At 36.2% G+C, this 23,809-nt stretch carries 20 protein-coding genes; 9 read left to right on the top strand and 11 right to left on the bottom strand.

The features are described 5' to 3' along the window. Nucleotides 1-121 precede the first annotated feature (121 nt). The 3 genes from ACFOY7_RS07705 to ACFOY7_RS07695 all read left to right on the top strand — a co-directional run bounded on the left by ACFOY7_RS07705 (nucleotide 122) and on the right by ACFOY7_RS07695 (nucleotide 3,293). Complete coding sequence (locus ACFOY7_RS07705; RefSeq protein WP_390251038.1) at nucleotides 122-862, top strand: WecB/TagA/CpsF family glycosyltransferase; 741 nt, start codon at nucleotides 122-124, stop codon at nucleotides 860-862. Beyond that, nucleotides 859-2,415, top strand: coding sequence for a putative polysaccharide biosynthesis protein (locus ACFOY7_RS07700; protein WP_390251036.1), 1,557 nt, complete (start codon nucleotides 859-861; stop codon nucleotides 2,413-2,415). The genes ACFOY7_RS07705 and ACFOY7_RS07700 overlap by 4 nt, the downstream gene beginning before the upstream one ends. An 80-nt stretch (nucleotides 2,416-2,495) precedes the next feature. Continuing rightward, nucleotides 2,496-3,293, top strand: a complete 798-nt coding sequence (locus tag ACFOY7_RS07695; RefSeq protein WP_390251034.1) for a nuclease-related domain-containing protein — start codon at nucleotides 2,496-2,498, stop codon at nucleotides 3,291-3,293. Between the two features lie 1,007 nt (nucleotides 3,294-4,300). On the opposite strand, the gene ACFOY7_RS07690 is transcribed toward ACFOY7_RS07695, so the two are convergent. Together ACFOY7_RS07690 and ACFOY7_RS07685 are read right to left on the bottom strand one after the other, a co-directional pair. Continuing rightward, a complete protein-coding gene (locus ACFOY7_RS07690) occupies nucleotides 4,301-5,320 on the bottom strand; it encodes a hypothetical protein (RefSeq protein ID WP_390251032.1) in 1,020 nt (339 codons plus the stop codon). 15 nt (nucleotides 5,321-5,335) lie between these two features. Next, a complete protein-coding gene (locus ACFOY7_RS07685; protein WP_390251030.1) occupies nucleotides 5,336-6,781 on the bottom strand; it encodes an MBOAT family O-acyltransferase in 1,446 nt (481 codons plus the stop codon). 184 nt (nucleotides 6,782-6,965) lie between these two features. On the opposite strand from ACFOY7_RS07685, the gene ACFOY7_RS07680 reads away from it, so the two are divergent. The 4 genes from ACFOY7_RS07680 to ACFOY7_RS07665 all read left to right on the top strand — a co-directional run bounded on the left by ACFOY7_RS07680 (nucleotide 6,966) and on the right by ACFOY7_RS07665 (nucleotide 11,193). Beyond that, on the top strand, nucleotides 6,966-8,192 hold the full coding sequence (locus ACFOY7_RS07680; protein WP_390251028.1) for an acyltransferase: 1,227 nt from the start codon (nucleotides 6,966-6,968) through the stop codon (nucleotides 8,190-8,192). 119 nt (nucleotides 8,193-8,311) lie between these two features. Then, nucleotides 8,312-8,689: a GtrA family protein gene (locus ACFOY7_RS07675; RefSeq protein WP_390251026.1), complete on the top strand. Its 378-nt coding sequence runs from the start codon at nucleotides 8,312-8,314 to the stop codon at nucleotides 8,687-8,689. A 31-nt stretch (nucleotides 8,690-8,720) separates the two neighbouring features. Further along, nucleotides 8,721-9,662: a glycosyltransferase family 2 protein gene (locus tag ACFOY7_RS07670; RefSeq protein ID WP_390251024.1), complete on the top strand. Its 942-nt coding sequence runs from the start codon at nucleotides 8,721-8,723 to the stop codon at nucleotides 9,660-9,662. Then, the gene (locus ACFOY7_RS07665; RefSeq protein WP_390251022.1) at nucleotides 9,655-11,193 is read left to right on the top strand and encodes a glucosyltransferase domain-containing protein; all 1,539 of its coding nucleotides are present in this window, start codon (nucleotides 9,655-9,657) and stop codon (nucleotides 11,191-11,193) included. The genes ACFOY7_RS07670 and ACFOY7_RS07665 overlap by 8 nt, the downstream gene beginning before the upstream one ends. A 26-nt stretch (nucleotides 11,194-11,219) precedes the next feature. Here ACFOY7_RS07665 and ACFOY7_RS07660 read toward each other — a convergent pair whose 3' ends face one another. The 4 genes from ACFOY7_RS07660 to ACFOY7_RS07645 form a co-directional block, all read right to left on the bottom strand. After that, nucleotides 11,220-12,956 (bottom strand): S-layer homology domain-containing protein, encoded by a 1,737-nt coding sequence (locus ACFOY7_RS07660; RefSeq protein WP_390251020.1) that lies wholly within the window; start codon nucleotides 12,954-12,956, stop codon nucleotides 11,220-11,222. Nucleotides 12,957-13,124: 168 nt separating this feature from the next. Then, nucleotides 13,125-14,528: a stalk domain-containing protein gene (locus ACFOY7_RS07655; RefSeq protein ID WP_390251018.1), complete on the bottom strand. Its 1,404-nt coding sequence runs from the start codon at nucleotides 14,526-14,528 to the stop codon at nucleotides 13,125-13,127. 232 nt (nucleotides 14,529-14,760) lie between these two features. After that, nucleotides 14,761-15,981, bottom strand: coding sequence for a DUF6612 family protein (locus ACFOY7_RS07650; RefSeq protein WP_390251016.1), 1,221 nt, complete (start codon nucleotides 15,979-15,981; stop codon nucleotides 14,761-14,763). A gap of 127 nt (nucleotides 15,982-16,108) precedes the next feature. Next, the gene (locus tag ACFOY7_RS07645) at nucleotides 16,109-16,996 is read right to left on the bottom strand and encodes a diacylglycerol/lipid kinase family protein (protein ID WP_390251014.1); all 888 of its coding nucleotides are present in this window, start codon (nucleotides 16,994-16,996) and stop codon (nucleotides 16,109-16,111) included. A 152-nt stretch (nucleotides 16,997-17,148) separates the two neighbouring features. Between ACFOY7_RS07645 and ACFOY7_RS07640 the strand changes: the two genes are divergently transcribed. Together ACFOY7_RS07640 and ACFOY7_RS07635 are read left to right on the top strand one after the other, a co-directional pair. Further along, nucleotides 17,149-17,820 (top strand): hypothetical protein, encoded by a 672-nt coding sequence (locus ACFOY7_RS07640; protein WP_390251012.1) that lies wholly within the window; start codon nucleotides 17,149-17,151, stop codon nucleotides 17,818-17,820. Next, nucleotides 17,820-19,094: an efflux RND transporter periplasmic adaptor subunit gene (locus ACFOY7_RS07635; protein WP_390251010.1), complete on the top strand. Its 1,275-nt coding sequence runs from the start codon at nucleotides 17,820-17,822 to the stop codon at nucleotides 19,092-19,094. Before ACFOY7_RS07640 ends, ACFOY7_RS07635 begins: the two co-directional genes overlap by 1 nt. Nucleotides 19,095-19,203: 109 nt before the next feature. Here ACFOY7_RS07635 and ACFOY7_RS07630 read toward each other — a convergent pair whose 3' ends face one another. The 5 genes from ACFOY7_RS07630 to ACFOY7_RS07610 form a co-directional block, all read right to left on the bottom strand. Continuing rightward, entirely contained in the window at nucleotides 19,204-20,025 is an 822-nt protein-coding gene (locus tag ACFOY7_RS07630; protein WP_390251008.1) for an SDR family oxidoreductase, read from the bottom strand. A gap of 196 nt (nucleotides 20,026-20,221) precedes the next feature. Next, nucleotides 20,222-21,319 carry a putative lipid II flippase FtsW gene (gene ftsW / locus ACFOY7_RS07625; protein WP_390251006.1) on the bottom strand — a complete coding sequence of 366 codons (1,098 nt, stop codon included), beginning with the start codon at nucleotides 21,317-21,319 and terminating at the stop codon, nucleotides 20,222-20,224. A 27-nt stretch (nucleotides 21,320-21,346) separates the two neighbouring features. Further along, nucleotides 21,347-22,495 (bottom strand): rod shape-determining protein RodA, encoded by a 1,149-nt coding sequence (rodA, locus tag ACFOY7_RS07620; protein ID WP_390251004.1) that lies wholly within the window; start codon nucleotides 22,493-22,495, stop codon nucleotides 21,347-21,349. Nucleotides 22,496-22,503: 8 nt separating this feature from the next. Then, complete coding sequence (locus tag ACFOY7_RS07615) at nucleotides 22,504-23,109, bottom strand: helix-turn-helix domain-containing protein (protein ID WP_390251002.1); 606 nt, start codon at nucleotides 23,107-23,109, stop codon at nucleotides 22,504-22,506. Between the two features lie 193 nt (nucleotides 23,110-23,302). Continuing rightward, nucleotides 23,303-23,794 carry a sigma-70 family RNA polymerase sigma factor gene (locus ACFOY7_RS07610; RefSeq protein ID WP_390251000.1) on the bottom strand — a complete coding sequence of 164 codons (492 nt, stop codon included), beginning with the start codon at nucleotides 23,792-23,794 and terminating at the stop codon, nucleotides 23,303-23,305. Nucleotides 23,795-23,809 lie beyond the last annotated feature (15 nt).

Raw genomic sequence — 23,809 nt, 5'->3', positions numbered from 1 at the left:
ATGAGTGAAAATAGAAGGAGACTTATATGTTTCCTTCTATTTTTATGGTAATATTTATTAGTGTGTTCAAATAATATGAACCTCTAATAGTATCGATCTTTAAACGAAGGAGTAATTAGGAATGAAAACAGTAAATATAATGGATGTTCCTTTTCTGCATACGGATCAATCCAGTTTTGTTTCATTAATAGATCAACATATCCAATCAAAACAAAAGACATTTGTCATTACTGCAAACCCAGAGATTGTCATGAAAGCCCAGGAAGATTCTAGTTTTAAACAATATATTGATAAAGCAACATATGTTACTGCAGATGGTATTGGCATCGTAATCGGTGCAAAACTATTAAATGATCCACTGCCAGAAAGAGTAACAGGTTACGATACAATGATTCAATTGCTAGAGAAAGCGAATGAGCACCACTACTCTGTTTATCTTCTCGGTGCTCAAAAGGAAACATTGGAAAAAACAAAAGCAAATATAGCTAAAGATTATCCAAATGTATCGATTGTCGGCTCACATGACGGATTTTTTGACTGGGACGATAATCACATTGCTGAGGAGATTAATGAGCTGAAACCTGACATGACATTTGTCGCTCTTGGTGTGCCAAGACAAGAGAAATGGATTGCAGAAAATATCGATCGTTTTACTCACGGTATTTTCATGGGTATTGGCGGTTCATTTGATGTGATCGCTGGAACGGTGAAACGAGCTCCAGCCATTTGGCAAAAGTTGAACCTTGAATGGCTTTACCGTTTGCTAAAACAACCGAGCCGTTGGAAAAGGATGCTTGCTCTCCCCCACTTCGGATTAAAAGTGCTTGCACTAAAAATTAAAGGAAAAGGGAAAAATTCATGAGTGCATCTACATTTGTTAAAAGTACTTTAATTTTAACGATTGCAACATTATTGTCCAAAGTGTTAGGCAGTGTTTTTCGAATTCCATTGCAGAATATTGCGGGAGATGAAGTATTCGGGATATTCAGTTTAGTTTACCCTGTATATATGGTCGCTTTAATTCTATCAGTCGCAGGCTTACCACTCGCCATATCAAAACTGATTTCTGAAGCGAAAGCGAAACAAAATAACCATTCCGTCAGAGAAATATATCTCACAGCAAGTATTCTGGCGATTTTGTTCGGAATTGTTAGTTTTACAGTTATTTATACCTTTTCGGGGATGATCACCAATAATATTTGGGGAAGTCCTTCTGCTAAAATCGCATTAATTGTGGTGGCAGGAACATTACTTGTTGCCCCATATATGGCGGTATATCGCGGGTATTTCCAAGGAATTGGTGACATGAAACCAACTGCTTTTTCGCAAGTATTAGAGCAGCTGATTCGTGTCGGGCTCATTCTTGTTATTGCCTATTATCTGGTCGAGAAAGGCTATTCCGACGAGATAGTTGCTGGAGGCGTGATGGTAGGTTCAATCGTTGGGGCCTTAGCGTCTTTATTATACCTTCGTATCAAGTATCAACGCGCGCATATTAGGAAACCAGAGGGGCGCAAGTATTCCTTCACACTTTTTAAAAAATGGTTGAAAGTCATCCTTTCGATTTCGATTCCGATTGCGATTGGTTCACTGACGATGGCGTTGTTTAATTTTGTTGATTCTTTTACTGTTTCCTATGGATTACGTACTACGGGTGTGGCCGGGAGCGATATTGAGTATTTATTTGGGGTATACAGTCGCGGTTTGACACTTGTACAGATTGCGACGGTTTTTGCAACGTCGATTGTGCTTCCGTTAGTGCCTTTGATTACGCAAAAGTTGGTAAACAAAGATATCAGCGGCACGCGTGGAATTATTGAGAAAACACATTGGATGACCCATCTTTTATCATGGCCTGCTGCTGTTGGTTTACTTGTTTTAACCGCGCCACTCAACCTTTCCCTGTTTACAAATATGGAAGGTAACTCGATGCTAGCTATTATAAATGCAAGCTCTGTGTTCACATCATTTACATTGCTGAGTACGGGAATTCTGCAAGGCATGAATTTAGCTCGTATAGCTGCATTTGTTATTTTGTTTGGCGTTATTTTGAAGACAGTGTCTAACATATTGTTTATTCAATGGTTTGGACTCGATGGCGCTGCATGGGCGACATTATTGGTTTATGTTGTCATTGCTGTATTAAATGCTGTGATTATATATAAGCATATCCCTTATCGTCTTTTTGATATGCGGGTATTTAAAGTATTGTTTGCATCTGTTGTCATGGGTGCTGTTGTTGGTTTACCGACGATGTTTTTTGATATAGAGAGCTGGTCAAGAGTTATTGCTCTGGGATATGTCCTTGCTGCAATCGCTATTGGCGCAGTAGTTTATGGGTTGTTATTGACTTTATTAAAGGCAGTTAATTTATCAGAATTACCTGTTATCGGAAAAATGATAAAGAATAACTGAGGGGGCAGGCGCACTGCCTCTTTTTTATTTCCTATACTTATTGTAAAATATAGATAAATTACCCAGGAAGGAAGATGATATTGAGAAAAAAATCTGAAGAACTTCTTGTCTATGAATACCTGACCCTTCGGAAGTCTTTGTCAGAAGAGGAAAGAAGAAGATATAAAAAGTTAAAAAGAGGATATGAAGGGGAGCTCCTGTTTGATACGTTTATTGAAAAACTGGAGCAAGATTATAGGCTTCTCCGTGATGTATGGCTTTCCTATAACAACAAAATATTTCAAATCGACCATGCTCTCATGTTGAATAACTCTATCTACCTGTACGAAGTAAAGAACTATATTGGCGAATATTATTATTCGAATGAAAAGCTATATCATTTTTCGGAAAAGGAAATTGACGATCCATTAACACAATTAAAAAGGACCGAATCATTACTGAGACAATTACTCCAGCAATTAGGTTATCAAGCCCCCCTTCAAGGAGCTGTCGTCTTCATCAACCCCGAATGCACGATCTTCCAAGCACCACGAACTAAGAAAATCTTGCTGCCAACACAATTAAACCGCTATTTCCGCTCATTCCACCACCCTTCAACTGTAAATCCCATCTTCCGTCAATTAGCAAACAAGCTCAATTCTATCAGACTAGAAAAATCACCCTATGAAAAACTGCCAGACTATCATTACGGCGAGTTGAATAAAGGAATCCCTTGTGGAAAGTGCAATAAATTTTACAAAATAGTGAAAGGAAAAAAGTGTATTTGTCAAAATTGTGGCGAGCAAGAACTTGTCCAATCAGCAATTTTACGAAATGTCGAGGAATTTATGATTCTGTTTCCTGAAGAGAGAGTAACCAGTGAAAGAATAAAGGAGTGATGCAATATACCAGTGACATTAAGGCGAATTTGGCACACACTACAGAAATATTTTGAAATGAGAGGAAACAAAAAAGGTGCCTATTATATAAGAAAAATTCGATAAAAAGGCTGCGTATAAGCGGGAATTGATTTAAGAGGGGGGATTGGGCTGCTAATTAAGAATAAATGTTGCGATGCTTAACTTGGGATTTGGTATTATTTTGAGGATTAAAGACAAATCTCGCGATGACATGCTTGGGATTTGGCGTTATTTTGAGGATTAAGTATAAATCCCGTGCCGCTCCTCTTGGGATTCGGTATTATTATGTGAATTAAGGACAAATCTCACGATGACACGCTTGGGATTTGATATTATTTTGAGGATTAAGTATAAATCCCGTGCCGCTCCTCCTGGGATTCGGTATTATTATGTGAATTAAAGACAAATCTCACGATGACACGCTTGGGATTTGGTATTATTTTGAGGATTAAGTATAAATCCCATGCCGCTCCTCTTGGGATTTGGCTTTATTATGAGAATTAAGGACAAATCTCACGATGACACGCTTGGGATTTGGTATTTTGAGGATTAAGTATAAATCCCGTGCCGCTCCTCTTGGGATTCGGTATTATTATGTGAATTAAGGACAAATCTCACGATGACACGCTTGGGATTTGGTATTATTTTGAGGATTAAGTATAAATCCCATGCCGCTCCGCTTGGGATTTGGCTTTATTATGAGAATTAAGGACAAATCTCACGATGACATGCTTGGGATTTGGTATTATTTTAAGGATTAAGTATAAATCCCGTGCCGCTCCTCTTGGGATTTAGCGTTGTTATGAGAATTAAAGACAAATCTCGTGCCGTTCCTCTTGGAATTCCGTATTGTTATGAGGAATGAGTACAAATCTCACCCCTCTCTTCATGAGATTTCGCCATTAACATGGGGATTAAGTACAAATCTGTACCGCTCCCCTTAATATTTCGTATGCCGTGGAGGCTAGCGTTATAGTAATCTTTCCCTATTGTATTTCTTCTTCCCCTACGTGTTCGGTTAAATAAATTCCGAAATCGTCCGGTACACCTGTTGGATTGTCTGCACTGATTCGCTTTGCAATCATTTCACCTACATGCGGATAATAGTGATGTCCATCGAAGTAATTTAAAATATCAGATGTAACAGTGTTAACACCCATAAAATTATAGACTCCACCAAACACGTCAATAATTTCATTTAACCAGTGATGATAATCATCTAAATTCCCTTCATCTACTATTGCTTCAAATAATGGAGCGGAAATCGGTGAGGTAAAAATAACGAACTCCGTATTAGGATTATCCTCTTTTATCTGCTGCAATACTTCTTTAAACTCTGGATTATATTCATAGTTGTCACCATAGAATAATTTACGGAATTTTACTACTTTTGCTTCTGTTTCCTTTCTAATCGTCTCAGGCTGAAATTCTCTAGCAAATGTCATGTTGTAACGATTATAACTTCGCAATAGGATTATTTTGTCATCTTTTGATAAACGATAGTTCTTCTTTGCATAATTTAATACATCCAATGAAAGTAAGTTTTTATAACGGTAAAATGGTGATGTTGCATTATCAATATATTCGTCCAATGTTAAATCTTCTGCGCTTTGCTCCATGCTTGATTTATTAAAGTCGACCCCTATGATAATTCGTTCAAACTCACTGCCTTTTTCTTTTTTGGCGAAGTCAATCATACTTTTATACTCTTTAAAGGAAAGATCACTTGCTGCAAAATTATAGACATCCATGTTTTCAAAATCTCCTGGATGAATATACGTTGTTCGGCTGCTGCCAAGTAATAATGTATCATAATCAAAATCTTTGCTGAAGTGGATTTGGTTTACCTTCAGCTGTCTTTCATTTATATTTACCTGCACATCATTATATTTATGGTTATGCTGAAAAGTCCAAAGTGGATCAATAAAAAAATTAAATCCAGCGACACTTCCTAATCCTAGCAAAATAATGACTAGGAAGATGATATTAAATGATTTATAGGACATGTTAATCACCCATCCTTAAAAGTTAAAATAAAGAAATTCGGTTACCTGGTCTAACCTTAATGCCGCGTAAATAAATAATGCAGCTGCATAAATCGAGTATAACGGATTTGGTTTTAAACGCTCCATTAGTTGGATAGAATTTTTTAAGAAGACCGTTAGTAATAGTGCACCAACTAAGAGGTATATTGTCATCCATAAATCATCTGAAATCTGATAAACATATTCGTATCCTTTAAGCCAGTCCCATTGTAAAATATTTGAAATTTGTTCAGGTACCGCAAATCCTTTTAGTCCGAACATAGCTTTCAATACTTCGAAGGCTGTTGCCATATCTGGGGAGCGGAAAAACACACGAGTTATATTAATAAAGTGAAAAGTAACAAACCATGCGAGGATAAGATTCATCTTAAATCCTGCTTTATACCACATTCGGTTAATGACCATTGCTACACCGTGCAAAAATCCCCACATAATATAAGTCCAGCCGGCACCATGCCAGAATCCACTAATTGATAAAACTAAGATTAAGTTAATATACGTCCTTCTCCTGGAAATCCGGTTACCACCTAACGGGATATAAATATATTTGCTTAAAAAGCGGGACAATGTGATATGCCATCTTTGCCAATACTCTCTGACTGATAAAGCTTTATATGGAGAATTGAAGTTTGTTGGCAGCTTAATATTAAACAATAAAGCAATCCCTAATGCCATATCCGTATAGCCGCTAAAATCAAAATAAAGCTGGAATGTGTATGATAAAGAAGTGATCCAGCTGTCAAAGAAGTTTAGTGCATAAGCATCCGAATACCCATTATTTACCCATACAGCAAACGTATCAGCAATAGCCACTTTTTTGAAAAGCCCGATCGAAAATATAAATAACCCTTTTGAAACATTTTCCCAATTAATTTTTGTTTTAGTTATATCTTTATATTGGCCCATTACCTCATTATGCTGGACAATCGGCCCTGCAATTAGTTGCGGGAAAAAGGATATAAAAAGGATATAATTGATGAAACTATTATCTTTTGCTTCATTTCTGTATACATCTACTAGATAAGCAATCTGTTGAAAGGTGTAAAAACTGATAGCTAGAGGTAGTATGATATGCAAGAAATTAAAGTTCTGCTGCAGAATAAAATTGATATTCTCTATAAAAAAATCTGCATATTTAAAGAAACCTAATAATCCAACATTAAACAGGATTCCAACCGTTAATGTCACTTTCCTCCTCATTTTGGACTCGGAATTTGCTATTTGTTTACTAATAAAGAAGTTTACTAGTAGAGAGCCTAGCAATAATGGCAGGTACGCAGGATTCCACCAAGCGTAAAAAAAGAAAGAACAGACAATTAGCCATACCTTTCCTAAATTAGGGTTTATTTTATTTATCGTAAAATAACCAATAAACGCTATTGGTAAAAAAACAAAAATAAATTCGAATGAATTAAACAACATGATTGTATTGTCCTCCACTTATACAAGCTAAAAATTACTTATATATCATACTACAATTTTCATAATGAAACAATGGAACTTACATTGCACGACATCTATTAATGATATAATTTTGTCAGCCTATTAAGTTAATTGCTTCCGGGTTTTTGCTGACAAATTTTATGAGAAGTGATAAACTTACATAATGTTCAGAGCAAATAACTTCGTATTTGTTCCTAATCAAAGTTTGATAGAAATGGAGAAAATGGTGATAAAAATGAATCCTATTAAAAGGAATAGTTTAGATGAAATTCAACTGGCAAGGGCTTTTGCTATTATTGCTGTCTTACTTGTCCATTCTTCCTCAAGCGGGATAACAGCAGTGGAGCCAAGCTCTATTCTTTACCCAATTTATAATTTCTTTAATATTGCTGGCAAACTGGGAACACCAACTTTCATTATGTTGAGCAGTTTCGTCCTATTCTATAATTATTATCCAAGAGCAACAACATGGGATTTGATGAAACGATTTTATGTGAAAAGGTTAAAATTTATCCTTGTTCCATACCTGGTATTTTCAGCACTTTACTTCTGTATTAAATGGTACATTTATTATGACTATCCCACTATCGGTGATGCATTTGCCCGATTCGCAGAACTTACTGCACTCGGGAAAGCCCACCCACACTTATACTTTGTATTTATTAGTGTACAACTCTATATACTGTTTCCATTGTTGTTACTGCTATTTAAGAAGTCATCCTTCCTACGCAAAAATGCGATCTGGATCGGTTTATTATTGCAATGGGGTTGGGTCATTTTAAACAAGAATTATTTCGGTATTGTAATGAAAGGATCGATTTCGTTATCTTACCTGTCATTCTATTTCGTTGGGGCATATCTAGGGATTTATTATAATGAAATTCGTGCAAAAATGAAAAATATTCTTTATAAAGACAAAATTATCCTTCCAATATTTGTCGGATATGGTATAATGGTTGTATTGTATACAGGATATATGTATCTTGTCAGGATTGGTGTATATAGCTCGATCGTTCCATATTTACCTCCAACTGTGAACAGCTATATTGCTGAATTTACTTGGGCTACTCATGCTTTATTGGCAGGGCTTGTTTTATTTTATATTGCTCATATTGCTAATAAGAAATTTAGTACCCGGACGAAATTGCTCTTTATGGAAATTGGAGCAACATCTTTCGGAATTTACTTAATTCATCCATTGTTATTAATGGGCTTCCGTGCTATTTATAACTCGGGATCACCCCTGCTTTATCATGGATGGCAACTAGTTACACTAATCTTAATAACTGTACTCAGCTGGGCAATTGTACGGTTTACAACAAGATTTATTCCGCAATACTGGATGATCTTTGGACAAATGCAGCCAATGCAACGAAATGAAAAGAAATAGAAATAGTAAACCTCTATTAGTTGCCAAAGCTAATAGAGGGTTTTTTTAGGGCAATACCCTAAAATTATTGGTTATTTTACCCATACTAAAAAGACATCGCTTATAGAAAGAGGCTTGTTATGCAACTAAATCTAGCAAATGAAACATTGAAATTTATCATTGTTGGTTTTTTTAATACTTTTCATTATTATGTTTGGTATTTATTATTTACAGAGCTTTTTCATATTTATTATCTTGCAGGACACTGGCTTGCATTTCTTATCAGTATGATAGGATCATTTTACTTGAATACGTATTTTACCTATAAATCAAAACCCAGCTGGAGAAAGTTTTTTCAATTTCCATTAACTTATATTGTAAACATTGCTGTTTCTACTATTGCATTATATATCTTTAAGGAATGGTTAGATTTTGATAACAAAATTGCACCACTTCTTGCATCTGGAATGGCAATTCCGTTTACCTTTTTTATATCGCGGAAAATTTTAAAATCATAAAGAGGGCTAAAGCCCCAAAAGGAGTATGGTAGTGAAGAAGTTAAGTATTGTTGTTCCTTGCTACAATGAAGAGTTAAGTATAGAACATTTTTTTCGGGAAGCTGAAAAGCAGGTAGAACAAGTACCTGCTGTGATTGAATATATTATGGTGGATGATGGAAGTAAGGACCGTACATTATCTTTATTACGGAACTTAGCAGACAAACAAGAAAATGTACATTACATTTCCTTTAGCCGTAATTTTGGTAAAGAGGCTGCAATTATTGCTGGATTACAGTATGCCTCAGGTGATGCTGTTGTACTAATGGATGCGGACTTACAGCACCCGCCATCCATCATCCCGGAAATGTGGAAATATTTCGAGGAAGGTTATGATCAAGTCATCGCTAAACGAAACCGTAATGGAGAGAACTTTATGAGAAAGAAAGTTTCTAAACTCTTTTACCGGTTGGCAAACAGATTAGTAGATGTGGAAATGACTGACGGTGTCGGTGATTTCCGCCTTCTAAGCAGACAAGCCTTGAATGCTTTATTATCCTTAACGGAATATAATCGTTTCTCGAAAGGATTATTCTCCTGGATCGGATTTAAAGAGAAGATAATCGAATTCGAAAACCAAGTCCGGGCGGAAGGGGAAGGTAAATGGAACTTTACCAGTCTCCTCAACTATGGTATTGATGGTATTCTCTCTTTTAATAACAAGCCACTCCGGGTCGCCATTTACAGTGGTCTATGCATCACCTTTCTGGGCATTGTCTACCTGATGATAATATTTGTGAATTATTTCATTAACGGAATAAGTACACCAGGATATTTTACTACGATTTCGGCAATTATCTTGCTTGGAGGAGTACAGCTTATTTTCCTGGGAGTTATTGGCGAATATATTGGCAGGATCTATTATGAGACAAAGAACCGTCCACATTATTTAATTAAGGAAAAAAGCCAAAAGGAGAAAGATGATGATGCCTGAGAAAGTACTTGAAAAGTTGAGAAGCTCAATAAAAGCTGAATGGAAAGTTGCTTTTTTCAGTGCCCTTATTATCGGGTTCTTCACACATATTTTTATATTTACGAACCTGATTCCAAACCATGATGGTTTGTTTAATTTGTACAGTGAGCAGGAGCGGTATTCATCAGGCAGATTCTTTTTAGGTATTTTTAGCGGAATTAGCTCGTATTTTTATTTACCTTGGGTGAACGGTACTTTATCGGTTTTGTATTTATCGCTTAGTGCTGTTTGTATTACCGAACTCTTTCAATTGAAGAAAAAGCTATCCATTATTTTATGTGCCGGAATTTTGGTAACATTCCCTACAGTTGCTGCTACTTTCACCTATATGTTTACAGCTGATGGATATATTCTAAGTATTCTGGCAGCACTTCTAGCATTGGTAATCACGAAAAAATATAGATTTGGATTTATCCCAGGAGCACTTGTTTTCTATCTAAGTGTAGGTGTATACCAAGCTAATTTAACCATTGTGCTGACAATTGCCTCCATCTGGTTTATTACAGAATTATTAAAACAACAGGATAAACTAAGTTCAATCATAATAAAACTAGTTCATTTTATTATGATGACCGTTGGCGGTATGGGGCTGTATGCCATCACTTTTATATCCTACCAGAAATTCTTCAGTGGTGATATTACGTCCTATCAGGGATTAGATGAAATTGGACAAGGATCAGGAAATATAAAAGAAAAGCTACTGGAAATTTACGAAGAGAACAAGGAATTTTTCTTTAATGGGTTTATTTCGGATGCGCCGGTTAATTTATGGGAGATTCTAAATCTCGTCTTCCTTATTATTATTGTTATCGGTATAGTCATCACTATTGTTCAGAATAAAGTGTACAGATCACCTATCAAGCTGGTCTTTATTGCCGTAAGTATTTTCTTGACCCCAATCTTTGCATACAGCTTATTTTTTGTTTCACCTAGTGTAGACTATCATATGTTAATGGTCATGGGTCATTCGGCGGTCTACTTGTTGCCTGTTATCATTTATGATCGGCTGAATAAGCCTGTCTTTTCCATAAAAGCCATTGGTTGGAGTACGGTTATTGTGAGCAGTTTGATCATATTCAATTTTGCTGTGATTAGCAACATTGCTTACTTTAATGCTTCCCTAAAATATGAAAAATCTTATGCCGTATTAAACCGAATAGTTGATCGTATTGAACAGTTAGAAGGGTATGACAGGGAAACATCTAAAATTGCACTGATTGGGAAACTCCGTTTTAAATCAGAAGTTAGCTCAGCGAATGTGCGGGATAGTATACCAAACATGACAGGCGCAATGGGAGAACTGCTTCTAGGCGGGAGAGCCCACTATTTTTATTTTTCTGCTAATTTCCTTGGATCAAGTTTTAACACAGTTTCAGCAGAAGAGCTAGAAGAAATCAGCAACAGTGAAACAGTCGAGAATATGGAACCATGGCCATCAAAAGAATCGGTCGTGATGCAAGACGACGTTGTTGTAATAAAATTGAGTAAATAAAAAAAGAGGGTTGCCCCTCTTTTTTTTTATTGCTTATTCGCACGATATATAAATGTGGTAAATTCTGCTCTTGTTACAGGTCTGTCTGGTCTGTAAGTTCCATCAGTGTAACCACCAGCTAAGTCATTTGCCGCAAGGGCATTAATATAATCATATCCCCAATGACTGCTTTTTACATCTGGAAAATAACTTTTATCTGCACTTGGAATTTCAAATGCCTTCTGCAATAGAACTGCCATTTCTGCTCTTGTCAATTGTGCATCTTTATCAAATTTATTATTCCCTTTACCTTCTAGTAAACCTGCATTTGCTGCTGCTGCTATAAACTTATAATACTTATCAGATGTTTTTACATCCCTAAATCCTGGATTTGTTACATTTTCAGTATCTAAGTTAAGTTCATTTACTAATAAAACAGCTGCATGACTCCTGGATATTGATAAATTTGGACGGAATGTTCCGTCAGGATATCCTGATATGGTTCCATTGCCTACAAGACTCTCAATCTGCGTATATGCCCAGAAATCATGTCTTACATCACTAAAGGTGGACGGTGGTGCTGTAGAAATTGCAAGTAACGTTGTAGATACAGCTCTTTCATACCCATCAGAAGGTGAATTAGCTAATGTTGCATATTGTTTGCCTGGATATCTTACAGCCATTGTTGTAGAACCCCCGCCATCAAGGTTCAATGCTGTATCGACACCTAAATCAACCAGATAATTTGCAAATTCCCGTAAGCTCATTCCATTACTGTAGCCGCTCTGACGACCATCAACGGTGACATAATATACTCTATCACCATTTTTACTGATAGCTACTGCTGTTCTTGGCGCTCTTGTTCTTGCATTCGCACTATTCGGGTCCATTGTCATGGAAACTTTGCCGTTTTTCACTAGTAACGGACCACTGGCTAACATAAACTGCGAATTCTTCCATTTACTGTCCACATCAACTGATAATGTAATAGAATCTCCGACCTTAATATTCTCTAAATCGTCTCTTCCTTTACCAATACCTGAAATAACAAATCCATTTTTCGGAATTTCCGTTTTCGTTTGATCACCGAATGCACGGACCTTTGATACTTGTCCCGTAACAGTTGATCCGAATTCATAGCTAGGTTTCGAAGGTAATGTAACGACAATTTCCCTTCCATATTGATTCGTATCGGTATAGCTGCTAGTATAATCGGATGTGTACAAAATCGTTTCATTTTCATACCTTATTTTGTTTGTACTCGATATCTCATATGTACTTCCATTATGGGTATAGGTCATATCGATATTGTAATAGTCGATAATCCCTTTCCCGCTGCTATTCACACCAAAAGCAATCGGCTGATTTACATATTTATCAGATCCCGGGAATATTTCACCAGCATGGATCAATCTATTATCCTTTGATACAAGGTTCATTGCAGTACCTAAGTGGAAAAAGGATGCATTAATTGCGCCTACAACAGCATGTCCTTGTGTCGTGTGACGTCTCGCCTGTGAAGTGGTCCGTTCCAATGCATTCAGCGCGACTGGCACCCCAACATCAATATGTGCGTATTTATTTGGCAAATAGATTCCCATCACACGGACAGCCTGGTTGTAACGATTATCTGATAAACGATAGTCTTTATAGGTAATACCTTCAGATACCGAGAATTGTTCTTTAATATAGGCGGCATCTACCCTAACCATTGGCTCAAACACTAATACTAAGACAACTAAAACTACTAAACTACTTAAAATTTTTTTCCCCAGTTGCTTCACTTCATAACTCTCCTTCTTATGTTGTCATCCTCTCATATTATAAACCTATTAGCCTTCAAATAATAGATTTATTTTAATATTTTGGATAAATTAGGTACTTATCCCTGTAAAATAAAAAAATCTCCCCCCTTTTTCTAACAGGAAGAGATTTATCTTCATATTTTTTATTTAGTGCGTATAGATACGACTAATTGTAACTTTATTTTCCTTATGATTCCAGTCCACTTTTGCTCCTAACCCTTCAGAAATAAATCGAACCGGGACAAATGTAACCCCATTAATAATTTGTGGCTCCACATCAAGATGATAGAGTTGATCATTAATAAATGCCTGTTCCGAATTTGCTTGCAGTTTTATAATTGTATTGCCCTCAGTAATCTCAATCTCTCCACTTTCTTGATCCCAACTTACGTTCATCTTTAAATATTCAGTAATTAACCTTAGGGGAACCATTGTATGATTCCGATAAATAAACGGTCTATCATGATATAATTCTATCTGGTCCTCTTGATTAAACAGGTAGGCATAATCAGACTCTAAGATAATACCTATTTTAATCAGCTCTTTCTCCCCTTTTGAGAAGTAATTATCCATCGAAAAGAAGTCAACTTCATATTCTACAGGAACTGGTTCCCCATTTAAATTCCTGATCCCTGTAATCTTCACTTTATATTTCCCAACATAACGGGAAATGCCTTTAGGACGGAAAATAATCGCATTGTTTATTCCGAAATTCTGATTATCAACCGTAAAGTAATTATTCATGCTGCTAATATTATTGTCCTCATGATCAAAAACCCATTGTTTATTATCATATTCTCTTGCTAATACAACTTGCACGTCGTTTACGTCAGGTGCCTGATATTTATCCGGATTTAAAGAAACAGACCACGGGTGGTCCCCTTTGAAGATTTCAGATGGGAAGCTGGAGACAGGCCATGCAATATAATCATATTCCACCTGTTCTTGACGACTTTGATCAAACACTTGCATTGTTCCATTTCCTGCAACTAATCCAAAGCCTGTCTTTTGCAATGGTGGATTTAAAATCCAGCGACGGTGTCCAACTTCATCGATATTATGCCCAGTGTCCGGCATATAACCATCTCTTATATTAGCCCATAAATTATCTCTTCCATAAGATATATTACTGCTGGAAGTAGATTGATAGCCTTTCTTATATAGTTCCTCATCCATATCAGCAGGTCTTTTTGGATTATGCGAGAAATCCTGTGATGCTGCCAGTAATAATGCACCGTGTTGTGCCAAATCATTTAAGTCCTGATTAATAATAACATCCCCTGGCAAACCGGCCAGCCTCCGGACAAAGTTCGTCCCTTGTATGGCTTGGTGTAATAAGCTTTCATCAACCTTACCTAGTTGATAAGGGTAAGATATACTTGGTGCTTCCTCATGTGTTTTCCTTATTTGGATCTTCTCTACTTCTTGCCCCATTTTCTTAATTTCCTCTTTACTTAAAAAATCCAATTCCACTGCTGCTATATTTTCGGTTGGTAACAAACAAAATAATAATAGGATAACAATTATTCCTTTTTGTAATCCATTAGACATTATGTCCACCTCTTTAACTCTTATTCTATTATTATATTACCCTAATATTACAAATATATTACCGTGATATTACTAATATAACAGACTTTATTATATAATTAGCTGGTTTCTTTAAGATTTGTTGTCAAATTGCTAAATGGAAGTTAAAAAGAGGAACTCATAAGAGCTTTATTCAGATAATTTTCCATCCAAAAAAAAACATTGCTGCAATGCAGCAATGCTTTTCATTCTATTACATAGCTTCTTCTAATTCAAAATCTTCGAAATCACCGTATGCTTCTTCAAAAGGAATAGCATTATCAATAACTTCTTGTGGAATAGTAATTTTCTCAATTTCATTTACGTTAGAATAAGTATTTTCCATGCTTTGAACAATCTTAATTTCTTCACCTTCAACACTAATGACCATGTCTGTATTCATTTTATCAGATACAGGATAAAGCGTTTCTTTGTCTAATACAGATACAATGTCCATTTGATTAATTGTGATATCTAATTCTCCGAACATTTCTTCCAGGTCTTCCGTATTCTCTCCTAAACCTAACTCAGGAAGGCTAAGGATTTCATTTAATAAATCTTCGAATCCGTCCCCGGAAACACTGATGTGTAATTCATAAGTATCATCATTTTCAACAACTTCAACTTTGTCGTAGAAACGTTTCATTAATTCAAACTGTGCAGTTGGATCTAATTGGAAATCACCAAGATTTGCAAATTCTTCTGCTAACTCATCCTCATACTTAACCCATTGATCTGAAAATGAATCATATTCATAATATCCTTGCTCCGTCATGTAAGACTCAGTTTTGATCGTTTCACCAAGTTGTTCCATGGACATAGACATTGCCTGATACATTCCGAATGGATCAAGTACTGCATCCATTTGAATATCCATATTCATGCTGATTTCTTCACCCATCATTGTCATTGTCTGGTCAAGTTTCATATCTGCAGAGAAACTATTTAATTCAACTTCTAACAATTTTTCTAAAAACGCTTTTGTAGCTGCATCGATTTCATCTTCTTCAGCTGTAATGGTTACTGTTTTGCTTTCATGATCCCATGCTACATCTGCTCCTGCATTTTCCCCAACAAAACTTAATGGTACAAACATTCTAGCATTCTTAATTGAAAGAGGTGCATCAATTTTAACAGTCTCACCATTTAATACAACAGAAGTTGCATCAATTGTCATTTCCATTGTAGTCTCATCTTTTACTAGAGTAGCTGTTTTGGTTTTGGCATTCCAAGTAATTTCCAAACCAAGTTTTTCAAAGATATTACGTACTGGTACCAGTACTCGATCTTCCTGGATAAAAGGAGCTACTTCAAAGTCAACTTCCTCATTATTAAATACTACTGTCACTTCTTTTTCTCCGGCTAACGCTTGGAATGGCGAAACTACCATAAACAGACAAGCAGCCAGCATCATACTAATTACTAAACGCTTCAAAAAATCTCCTCCTAGAAAAGTTTTCGTACGATTCTAGTATACTATAAATTTCTATAAATTTCCTCTGCAAAATTGGGAAAGATTAATTTTTTTGGCATATTAGGGTTAAAGGGTAAATATTAACTATTTATCTTTCACTCGTTAAAACATGTAAATGCCCCGGCAGTATGGATAAATGTAAAGGAGTGGCAGCGCCCTCGTCCCCATCCACGTTAGCGACCTTTGTTTCTTCTGTGTAAATACTCGCCTTTTTCACTTTAAAATACTCTACCTGCTCTTGATCTTTCAGCGAACCATTCATCATTCTTGTCAGCATTGCCACACCTTCAAAATTGGTTAATTGCTTGATGGCGAAAATATGTAGAAAACCATCATCAACCTCTGCCTCTTTCAATATATTTTTCCAGCTGGCAAATGTATCCGTGACAGCAATGAGAACAAGCATTGCCTCTGTTTCCACAGTAATTTCGGCAGTTTCAATCGTGACAGGAAATACATCCTTCTCTCTGAATTTCTTTAAACCTTCGAAGAAATATGCCAATGACCCTAATTTTGATTTTTGCTCTGGTGTGACTTGATACGTAGCTTCCGCTATTGCACCAATATTCACTAGATTGCTGAAATATTGCTGATTTACTTCCCCTATATCCACTTGCATCGTTGTACCATTCTCTATAAGTTGCAAAGCATCTTCCACCTGCAATGGAACACCAACTGCACGGGCAAAATTATTAACAGTGCCTAATGGGATCACTTGCAATAATGGCCGATGAGCTTTGTTCACTAACCCGTTGATGACTTCATTTATCGTACCATCACCACCCATGACCACTAATAAATCAATCCCTTCCCCAGATGCCTCCTCAGCAAATCTTCGAGCATCGTTTTCTTTTTCCGTTCGTCTAATCTTAAACTGATAATTGTTTGTCATTAATATCTGTTCTATCATTTCTTTATATTTAACACTTTCTTTTGAGCCTGAGCTTGGATTTAATATAACAATTGCTTTGTTCACAAGCTTCCCTCCTCTACTGTCTCTCTATATTATTTACCACTAAAATACAAATGATATCAAATATTATCAATTTTTTTATGATATAGTATGACAGTTTCAATAAATTCTATTACAATATTACTTATGACATTGTAAATTAAAGGATGGAGAAGATGAAAAGAAATACACTAATTGAATGGATATTTTCACCAAACAAGCAATTAGAAAGAATCAAACATGCTGAACATATCAGCAACATATGGAAGACTATGATTCTCTTGATTGCAGCTAGTTTTCTAATTTACGGATGGATGGCTGGCCTTGGCATGGGGTCTAATCTCCTGTCTTCTTCCATAACAGATATTCCGAATTCCCTGTATAATGCGGATAAATTTTGGTTTGTCATTGGAAGAGCCCTGTTTGGTCTGCTTTTTTCAGTAATCATCCTTTTTCTAGTCAGTTACTATTTCTATTTAGTAACAGAACTTCCTTACCGGATGATATTAGTGATGCAGCAAGTTGTGTTCTTTGTCATGTTAATGGAAAGAATCATATGGATTCCACTCTATACATATATGGGGCTGGATTGGTATGTTTCGCCATTTTCATTTGGGATCATCGCTTCCTATTTCACTGAAATAACATGGATTCAAACATTCTTTGGTTCCATTTCATTATTTCAGATCTGGATTCTTTTCTTCCAGGTAAAATTTATCCTGAAGTTATCGATTATGGAGAAATATAAAGTTTGGATTGCTGTCATTGCCCTTCATCTTATCGGTTATGTGATTGTTACACTATTGTCCTTCTTTGATACCATGCTAATGGATGGGTGGTTTAATTAATGGAAAAGAAAAAAGTTATAATAACAGGGATTCTGCTCTTTATTCTAATAAATATAACCTTACTAGTCTTAGATGAAGATGGGAAAATTGACCGGGTTTCACATGTGAAGGAATGGACCCAGACTACTACAATGGATATGAGAGAACAACTCGAAAAAGACGGAATAGTCTCAGCTGAGGAGAATAAGCTGTACTTCGATAAATCAATTGGCAGTTTTCAAGAATTCGTTATAGAACAAGGTGACCGGATTAATGAAGGTGATCCACTATATACGTATACTGTCAATGACTATAATACCACATGGGATATGATTAATAATAATATAGTGAAAATAAACGAAGAAATTATGGCACTTGAAAATATTATTCAGCAAATGCAAAGTTATTCTATCCCAAGCAGCAGAAATACTTCATCCAGATTTTCAGTCAATGATGATGAATATGAATTAGACTTACCAGCAAATGAAGGTATTGACTCACAATTGCAAAAACAGCAATTTATATTAGAGAAAGAGAAAGAATTAGCACAAAAAGAGGCAGAACTGACTAGTTTACAGAACCAGTTAGATGAATTACAGGACACTGGTGATACGATTACTGTAACTAGTCCTTATGATGGTGTTGTCAGTCAACTGCTTTATACATTGGAAGATCCGTTTATCACCATAATAAATGATGATTTATATGTTAAAAGTGAGTTATCAGAAGAAGAGCGGACACTAGTGACGGAAGGAATGGAAGCAGATATAATCTCAGAAGAAACTCCAGATATATGGTCAGGCTCTGTTTCAAAAGTCCATGAAACACCTCAATCAATTGAGTTAAACAGAAAAAGTGTCTATCCGCTTGAAATTGAATTTATGGAAGAAGAAGTGGAAGAAGAAGTGGAAGTTGAGGAAGTAGAGGAAGTAGAGGACACTACAGTAGATCTGCTTCCAGGTTATCACGTGGATCTTGCCATCACCCTTAAAGAATCATTAAATGCAGTGGTTCTTTCAGAAGAAAAAGTCGATAACCATTCTATTTGGATCATGAATGAAAATGGCATCCTCCAAAAACAAGTGATCGAAAAAGGGATCGAGTCTGCGAGCTTAATTGAAATAGTTACAGGTTTAAACGAAGGACAAATTGTAGCATATAATAATTTTGAGCAATTTCGGAACAACACACCATTTACCACACCATTAGAAATTGACAAAATCACTTGGCGAACCGTGAAACCGGAAAACACGAATTGGAAAGAGCATCTTGTGATGGGACTACTCGTACGATAGAGTTTGAAGAATATGAGAAAAAGCCAGAACTTCCTCTAGAGTTCTGGCTTTTTCCTATTCTTTGCGGATAGGTTTACTAGCTGCTCGAATCATATCAAATGTCTCTATTCTATAAATTCCGGAGGATCAGTTTTTCTAACAAACTCCATGGTAACAGCCGCTTGGCTGTTGATAACAATTTGGACCCTTTCCCAATCGGGTAGCGGAATTTAACTTTTTCCTTATCGCAAATTCTGGAAATCAATCGTGCCACTTCTATCGGGTCAGGGCTGGAATGGGCAGATTTCTTCGCATAAGATAATACTGCTTGCTTTAAATCGGTATCCATTTCGTCTGTATCGATACTGGAAAGGCTCTTTTCCCATATCTTCGTTTGATAAGATCCAGGCTCAATCAATGATACAAAAATATTTTCCTGTAATAATTCCAATCTCAAGCTTTCACTAAAGCCTTCTAAGGCAAACTTGGAGGAGCAATAGGCAGAAAGTCCAGGAAAACCTATCATGCCGCTAACACTACTAATATTAATTATATTTGCTTTAACTGGTCTTTGAAGTAATGGGAGCATTTCACTGGTTACGCGAAGAACCCCATGAACATTCACATCAAACTGGTTCTGCCACTCTTCGAGAGCGAGATCTGAGACAAAGCCACCTTGGCAGTATCCAGCATTGTTTATTAAAACATCTAATTTCCCGTAGCAGCTCTCTATATTGGCTTTGACTAATTGAATTTCTGCTAAGTTTGTCACATCCAGTTGATAGACTGATAATCTATCATAGGCGCCTAGTTTTTCTGCCTCTTCAATGAGTTCATCTTTATTCACTATATTACGCATTGTCGCAATGACGTGATGACCCTTTTTTAGTAATTCAATTGCGGTTAACAGGCCGAAACCACTGTTTGCCCCTGTAATTAAAACTGTCTTCACACCCTTCACCTCTCCATTCATTCTATTTGGTCCTCTAAGATACAAATAGTGATAGTAAGATTATGCTAGCATACAGTATCATACTTTAAGCAAATTATTCGTGAATTCTATGCAATAAACTGCCAATTAATGAATGGAAAGGCTAAAATCTGGATAATCATTTTAACGGAATACTTCGCAGAGTCTTTCTCTTATTTTATGGTACTTTTCGATAAGAGATATTCAGCAGTATCCCTGCAGATATCATCATAATAACTAAGGATGAACCGCCATAACTGACAAATGGTAATGGAATACCTGTTATCGGTAAAAATCCTAACACCGCTCCCAAATTAATGAAAGCCTGTGTGATAATTTGAAAGGTAATACCAAATGCTAACAATTTCCCAAATGAATCTGCTGCCCTCCTTGCAATAAGCAATCCTCTAGTGAAAAAGAAGAAATAAAAGCCTATGACAAGCAATACGCCTATAAAACCTAATTCTTCTGCAATGATAGACATGATAAAGTCAGTATGTGCTTCCGGTAAATAACCTAATTTTTGAACACTATTGCCTAAACCTAAGCCTGTGATACCACCAGTACTTATTGAAATATAAGAGTTGATTAATTGATAACCTGAGTCTTCCATATCATCAAAAGGAGCGATAAATGATGTAATTCTCTCCAGCCTGTATGGTGATGTAATGGCAAAAAATAAAACCCCTATGACCGCCGTCATCATTAATAGAAACAAATGACGGAATGGTATTTTTGTAAAAAATAAGATCATCCCGCAAGAAAACACAATTAAGATGGATGAGCCTAAATCAGGCTGTTTCAGTATCAATGCAAAGACAATTGCCAAAATAATTAATGGTGGTGCGACTCCTTTTTTGAAATTATCGATATATTCTTCCTTCCGACTATAAAAATAGGCGAAATATATCAACATTGTTACTTTTGCCAGTTCAACAGGCTGAAATAATATTCCTCCAATTGATATCCATCTTGTTGAGAAGTTACGTTCTACCCCAACATGAGGTACTAATACAAGGAATAACAGGATCATTGTTAACATAATTAAGATCGGAACTAACTTTCTGTAAACTTTATATGGGATTATCATTGCTAAGATGAGAAGCAGGAAGCCAAGACCTGCCCAGAATAACTGCCGGTGAAAATAGTATTCTGTATCTTCAAACCTGATAGTTGCATATGGGAAACTGGCACTGTAAACCATCATAATGCCAAATGAAATAAAAAAAGCTAACCCGATTAATAAGGAAAGGTCTATTCGTTTAAAAAATCGCAAGTCTGACTCCTTTCTATCTTCTTATACCTACTCAGAAGAAAACATATAACCTTTTGATCTTGCGCTTATACTATGTACGAGTCCCATTGCGAACATATTAGTCACTAGGGCACTTCCGCCATAGCTTATAAATGGCAGTGCTATACCTGTTACCGGCATCAACCCTATTGTCATGCCAACATTCTGGAATACTTGGAAAGCAATTAATATAGTAATCCCTGCACAAATATATGTACCAAATAGATTGTCGGCTCTCAGTCCTATCGTGATAATCCGGGAAATTAACAGAAAGTACAAGAGAATTAGTAAGCTCGCGCCAATGAATCCGAATTCTTCACCAATAACTGCAAACACAAAATCTGTATGTGCTTCAGGTACACGTCCACTTTGCACTTGAAACCCCTGATTGAATCCGGAACCAGTTAATTGACCTGCACCAATGCCGAGAATTGCCTGTTTTAGCTGGTAACCATAATCCATCGAATACTCGGATGGATTAATCCAACTGTAAATACGGCCTAATTGATGCGGCTTAAAGACAAGCGAAACTATCTCTTGGTGGTACTTAAACAAATAGAGTAGAAAACCAGTACCCACTGATATGACAGCCAAGAGAATCATATTCATTCTGGAGCTGATGTTTGTTAATAATAATAAACCTAAAGCAGATACTGCAATTAAGAGAGCAGAACCTAAATCAGGCTGTTTTAAAATAAAGACGAACGGAATAATTGTGATTAATAGTGTTTTCAAAACAACAGGAATGCTTTTCATAAATGAGAGTTTCTCTGCACCATTTTTTTTATAAATGGCAGCTAAATAGATTACGATAAAAATTTTCATAAACTCAGACGGCTGTAAATCCATAAAGCCGAGGTCAATCCAACGCTGAGAACCATTCATATATTTCCCAAAAAATTGGACATAAACAAGCATCATTATGCCAGACATGTATAAATACAGGGCCAATCTTTCCAGCAGGTCATATTCAAATTGTGTAACAGCAATCATAATGACGAGACTGATGATATACCAAATCAGCTGGCGACTGGCGAAATAGAAGGACTGCCCATCCGTATACTGACCAGTTCCACTATATACTGCAATCACACTGACAATAAACAATCCTAAGAGAATTAACATTAAAATGACATCAATCGAACTTTTCCTGAACATGGATTATCTCACTGCTTCATATTCAAAGATTGCGTGACATATTGAATAACTAAAGCATCGTCTAGAAATCCAACGGGAAATAGATAGTCTGGAATCATATCCACTGAGGCAATAAAGTAAAATAGTGCACTGCCAATCAATAATAGTTCCTTCTTCGTTGCGTTCTGTTCTTTAAATAATGTAAACATTCTCTTTAATTGTTGTATAAGTGGACCTTTACCGCCCAGCTCTGAGAGTTTTGTGTGAAAACTATTAAGAATAGTTTCCCTTCCCTTTGCTTTGGCACTCTCTGTCTGGTATTCTTGCAAATTATTTTTTAATGCAGCTAATGTGAAATTCTCAACAGGTATCTGCATAGTTTTGATAATGGAACGAACATGTTGGAAAGTAGAGGAAATGTCTTCCCCATACTCTTCTGAATCCATTAGATCTGATAAGGGAATCTGAAGTGCATGAGAAATTCTTTTTAAATGATCTAATGTCGCTTTTCTCTTTCCATTAAAAATTCTTGATATTGTAGAAACATTAATGTCTGTTTCTTTCGCTAATTGACGTATGCTTTTATTTTGCTCTTGTAACTTTTCTTTAATAATAGCAATATTTAACTCTGACACGGGACTCACCTCTTTATCTAAAAGCCTTTCTTCGTCTGCTATCTACCACATTAAAGATAGCGAAGTGTTGACAAATTGTCAACACTTCGCTGCTAATTTACCTATTATAATTTCATATGGGTTAAATTGGTTCAAAATCAGGAAAGATAATCCACTAGAAGGATCTATCATTCTATTTTTTATCTATAATGCCTTATACATATTCTTGTTGGATTAACAGCTGCTGAATTTTGGATCTAGCGCTTCTTGCCCAGCTTTTGACGGCATGGTCTGTCACACAGTAATGTCTTGCTATATCCCGAGCGGGTTGATCATGTAAAACAAAGTGATAAAACCAACACCATTGCCGATCGGAAAGGACCTTGCGAATGTCTCTCAACAGCTGTTTATCCAGTTCATCCCTGTCTTCTATGAGAAGATCCTCTGCCTTTATATTTATCAGCCATGTTTTTAACTGTTCCTTCTCGCGATTTTCTTTCTTTATTTTGTTCAGAAATCTGCTGGAAATGCAGTTGTAAATATGGGTAGACAGTTTCGATCTCGATTCATCATAAGTTTGCACCGCTTCCCATAATGCAATCAATCCCTCTTGATAGAAATCCCCCTCCCGATCACGAATCCGATATTTATGAATCAAGTGATGAATGATTCGTTCATTCTCCTGAAGCACATCTTCAAATTGCACTTTCTCCCATACTCC

Origin of the sequence: Gracilibacillus xinjiangensis (genome assembly GCF_042651765.1) — a bacterium.
GTDB classification, from domain to species: domain Bacteria; phylum Bacillota; class Bacilli; order Bacillales; family Amphibacillaceae; genus Gracilibacillus; species Gracilibacillus xinjiangensis.
Note: the sequence above shows the minus strand (reverse complement) of the source record. Positions and strands in the feature narration are given on the sequence as shown.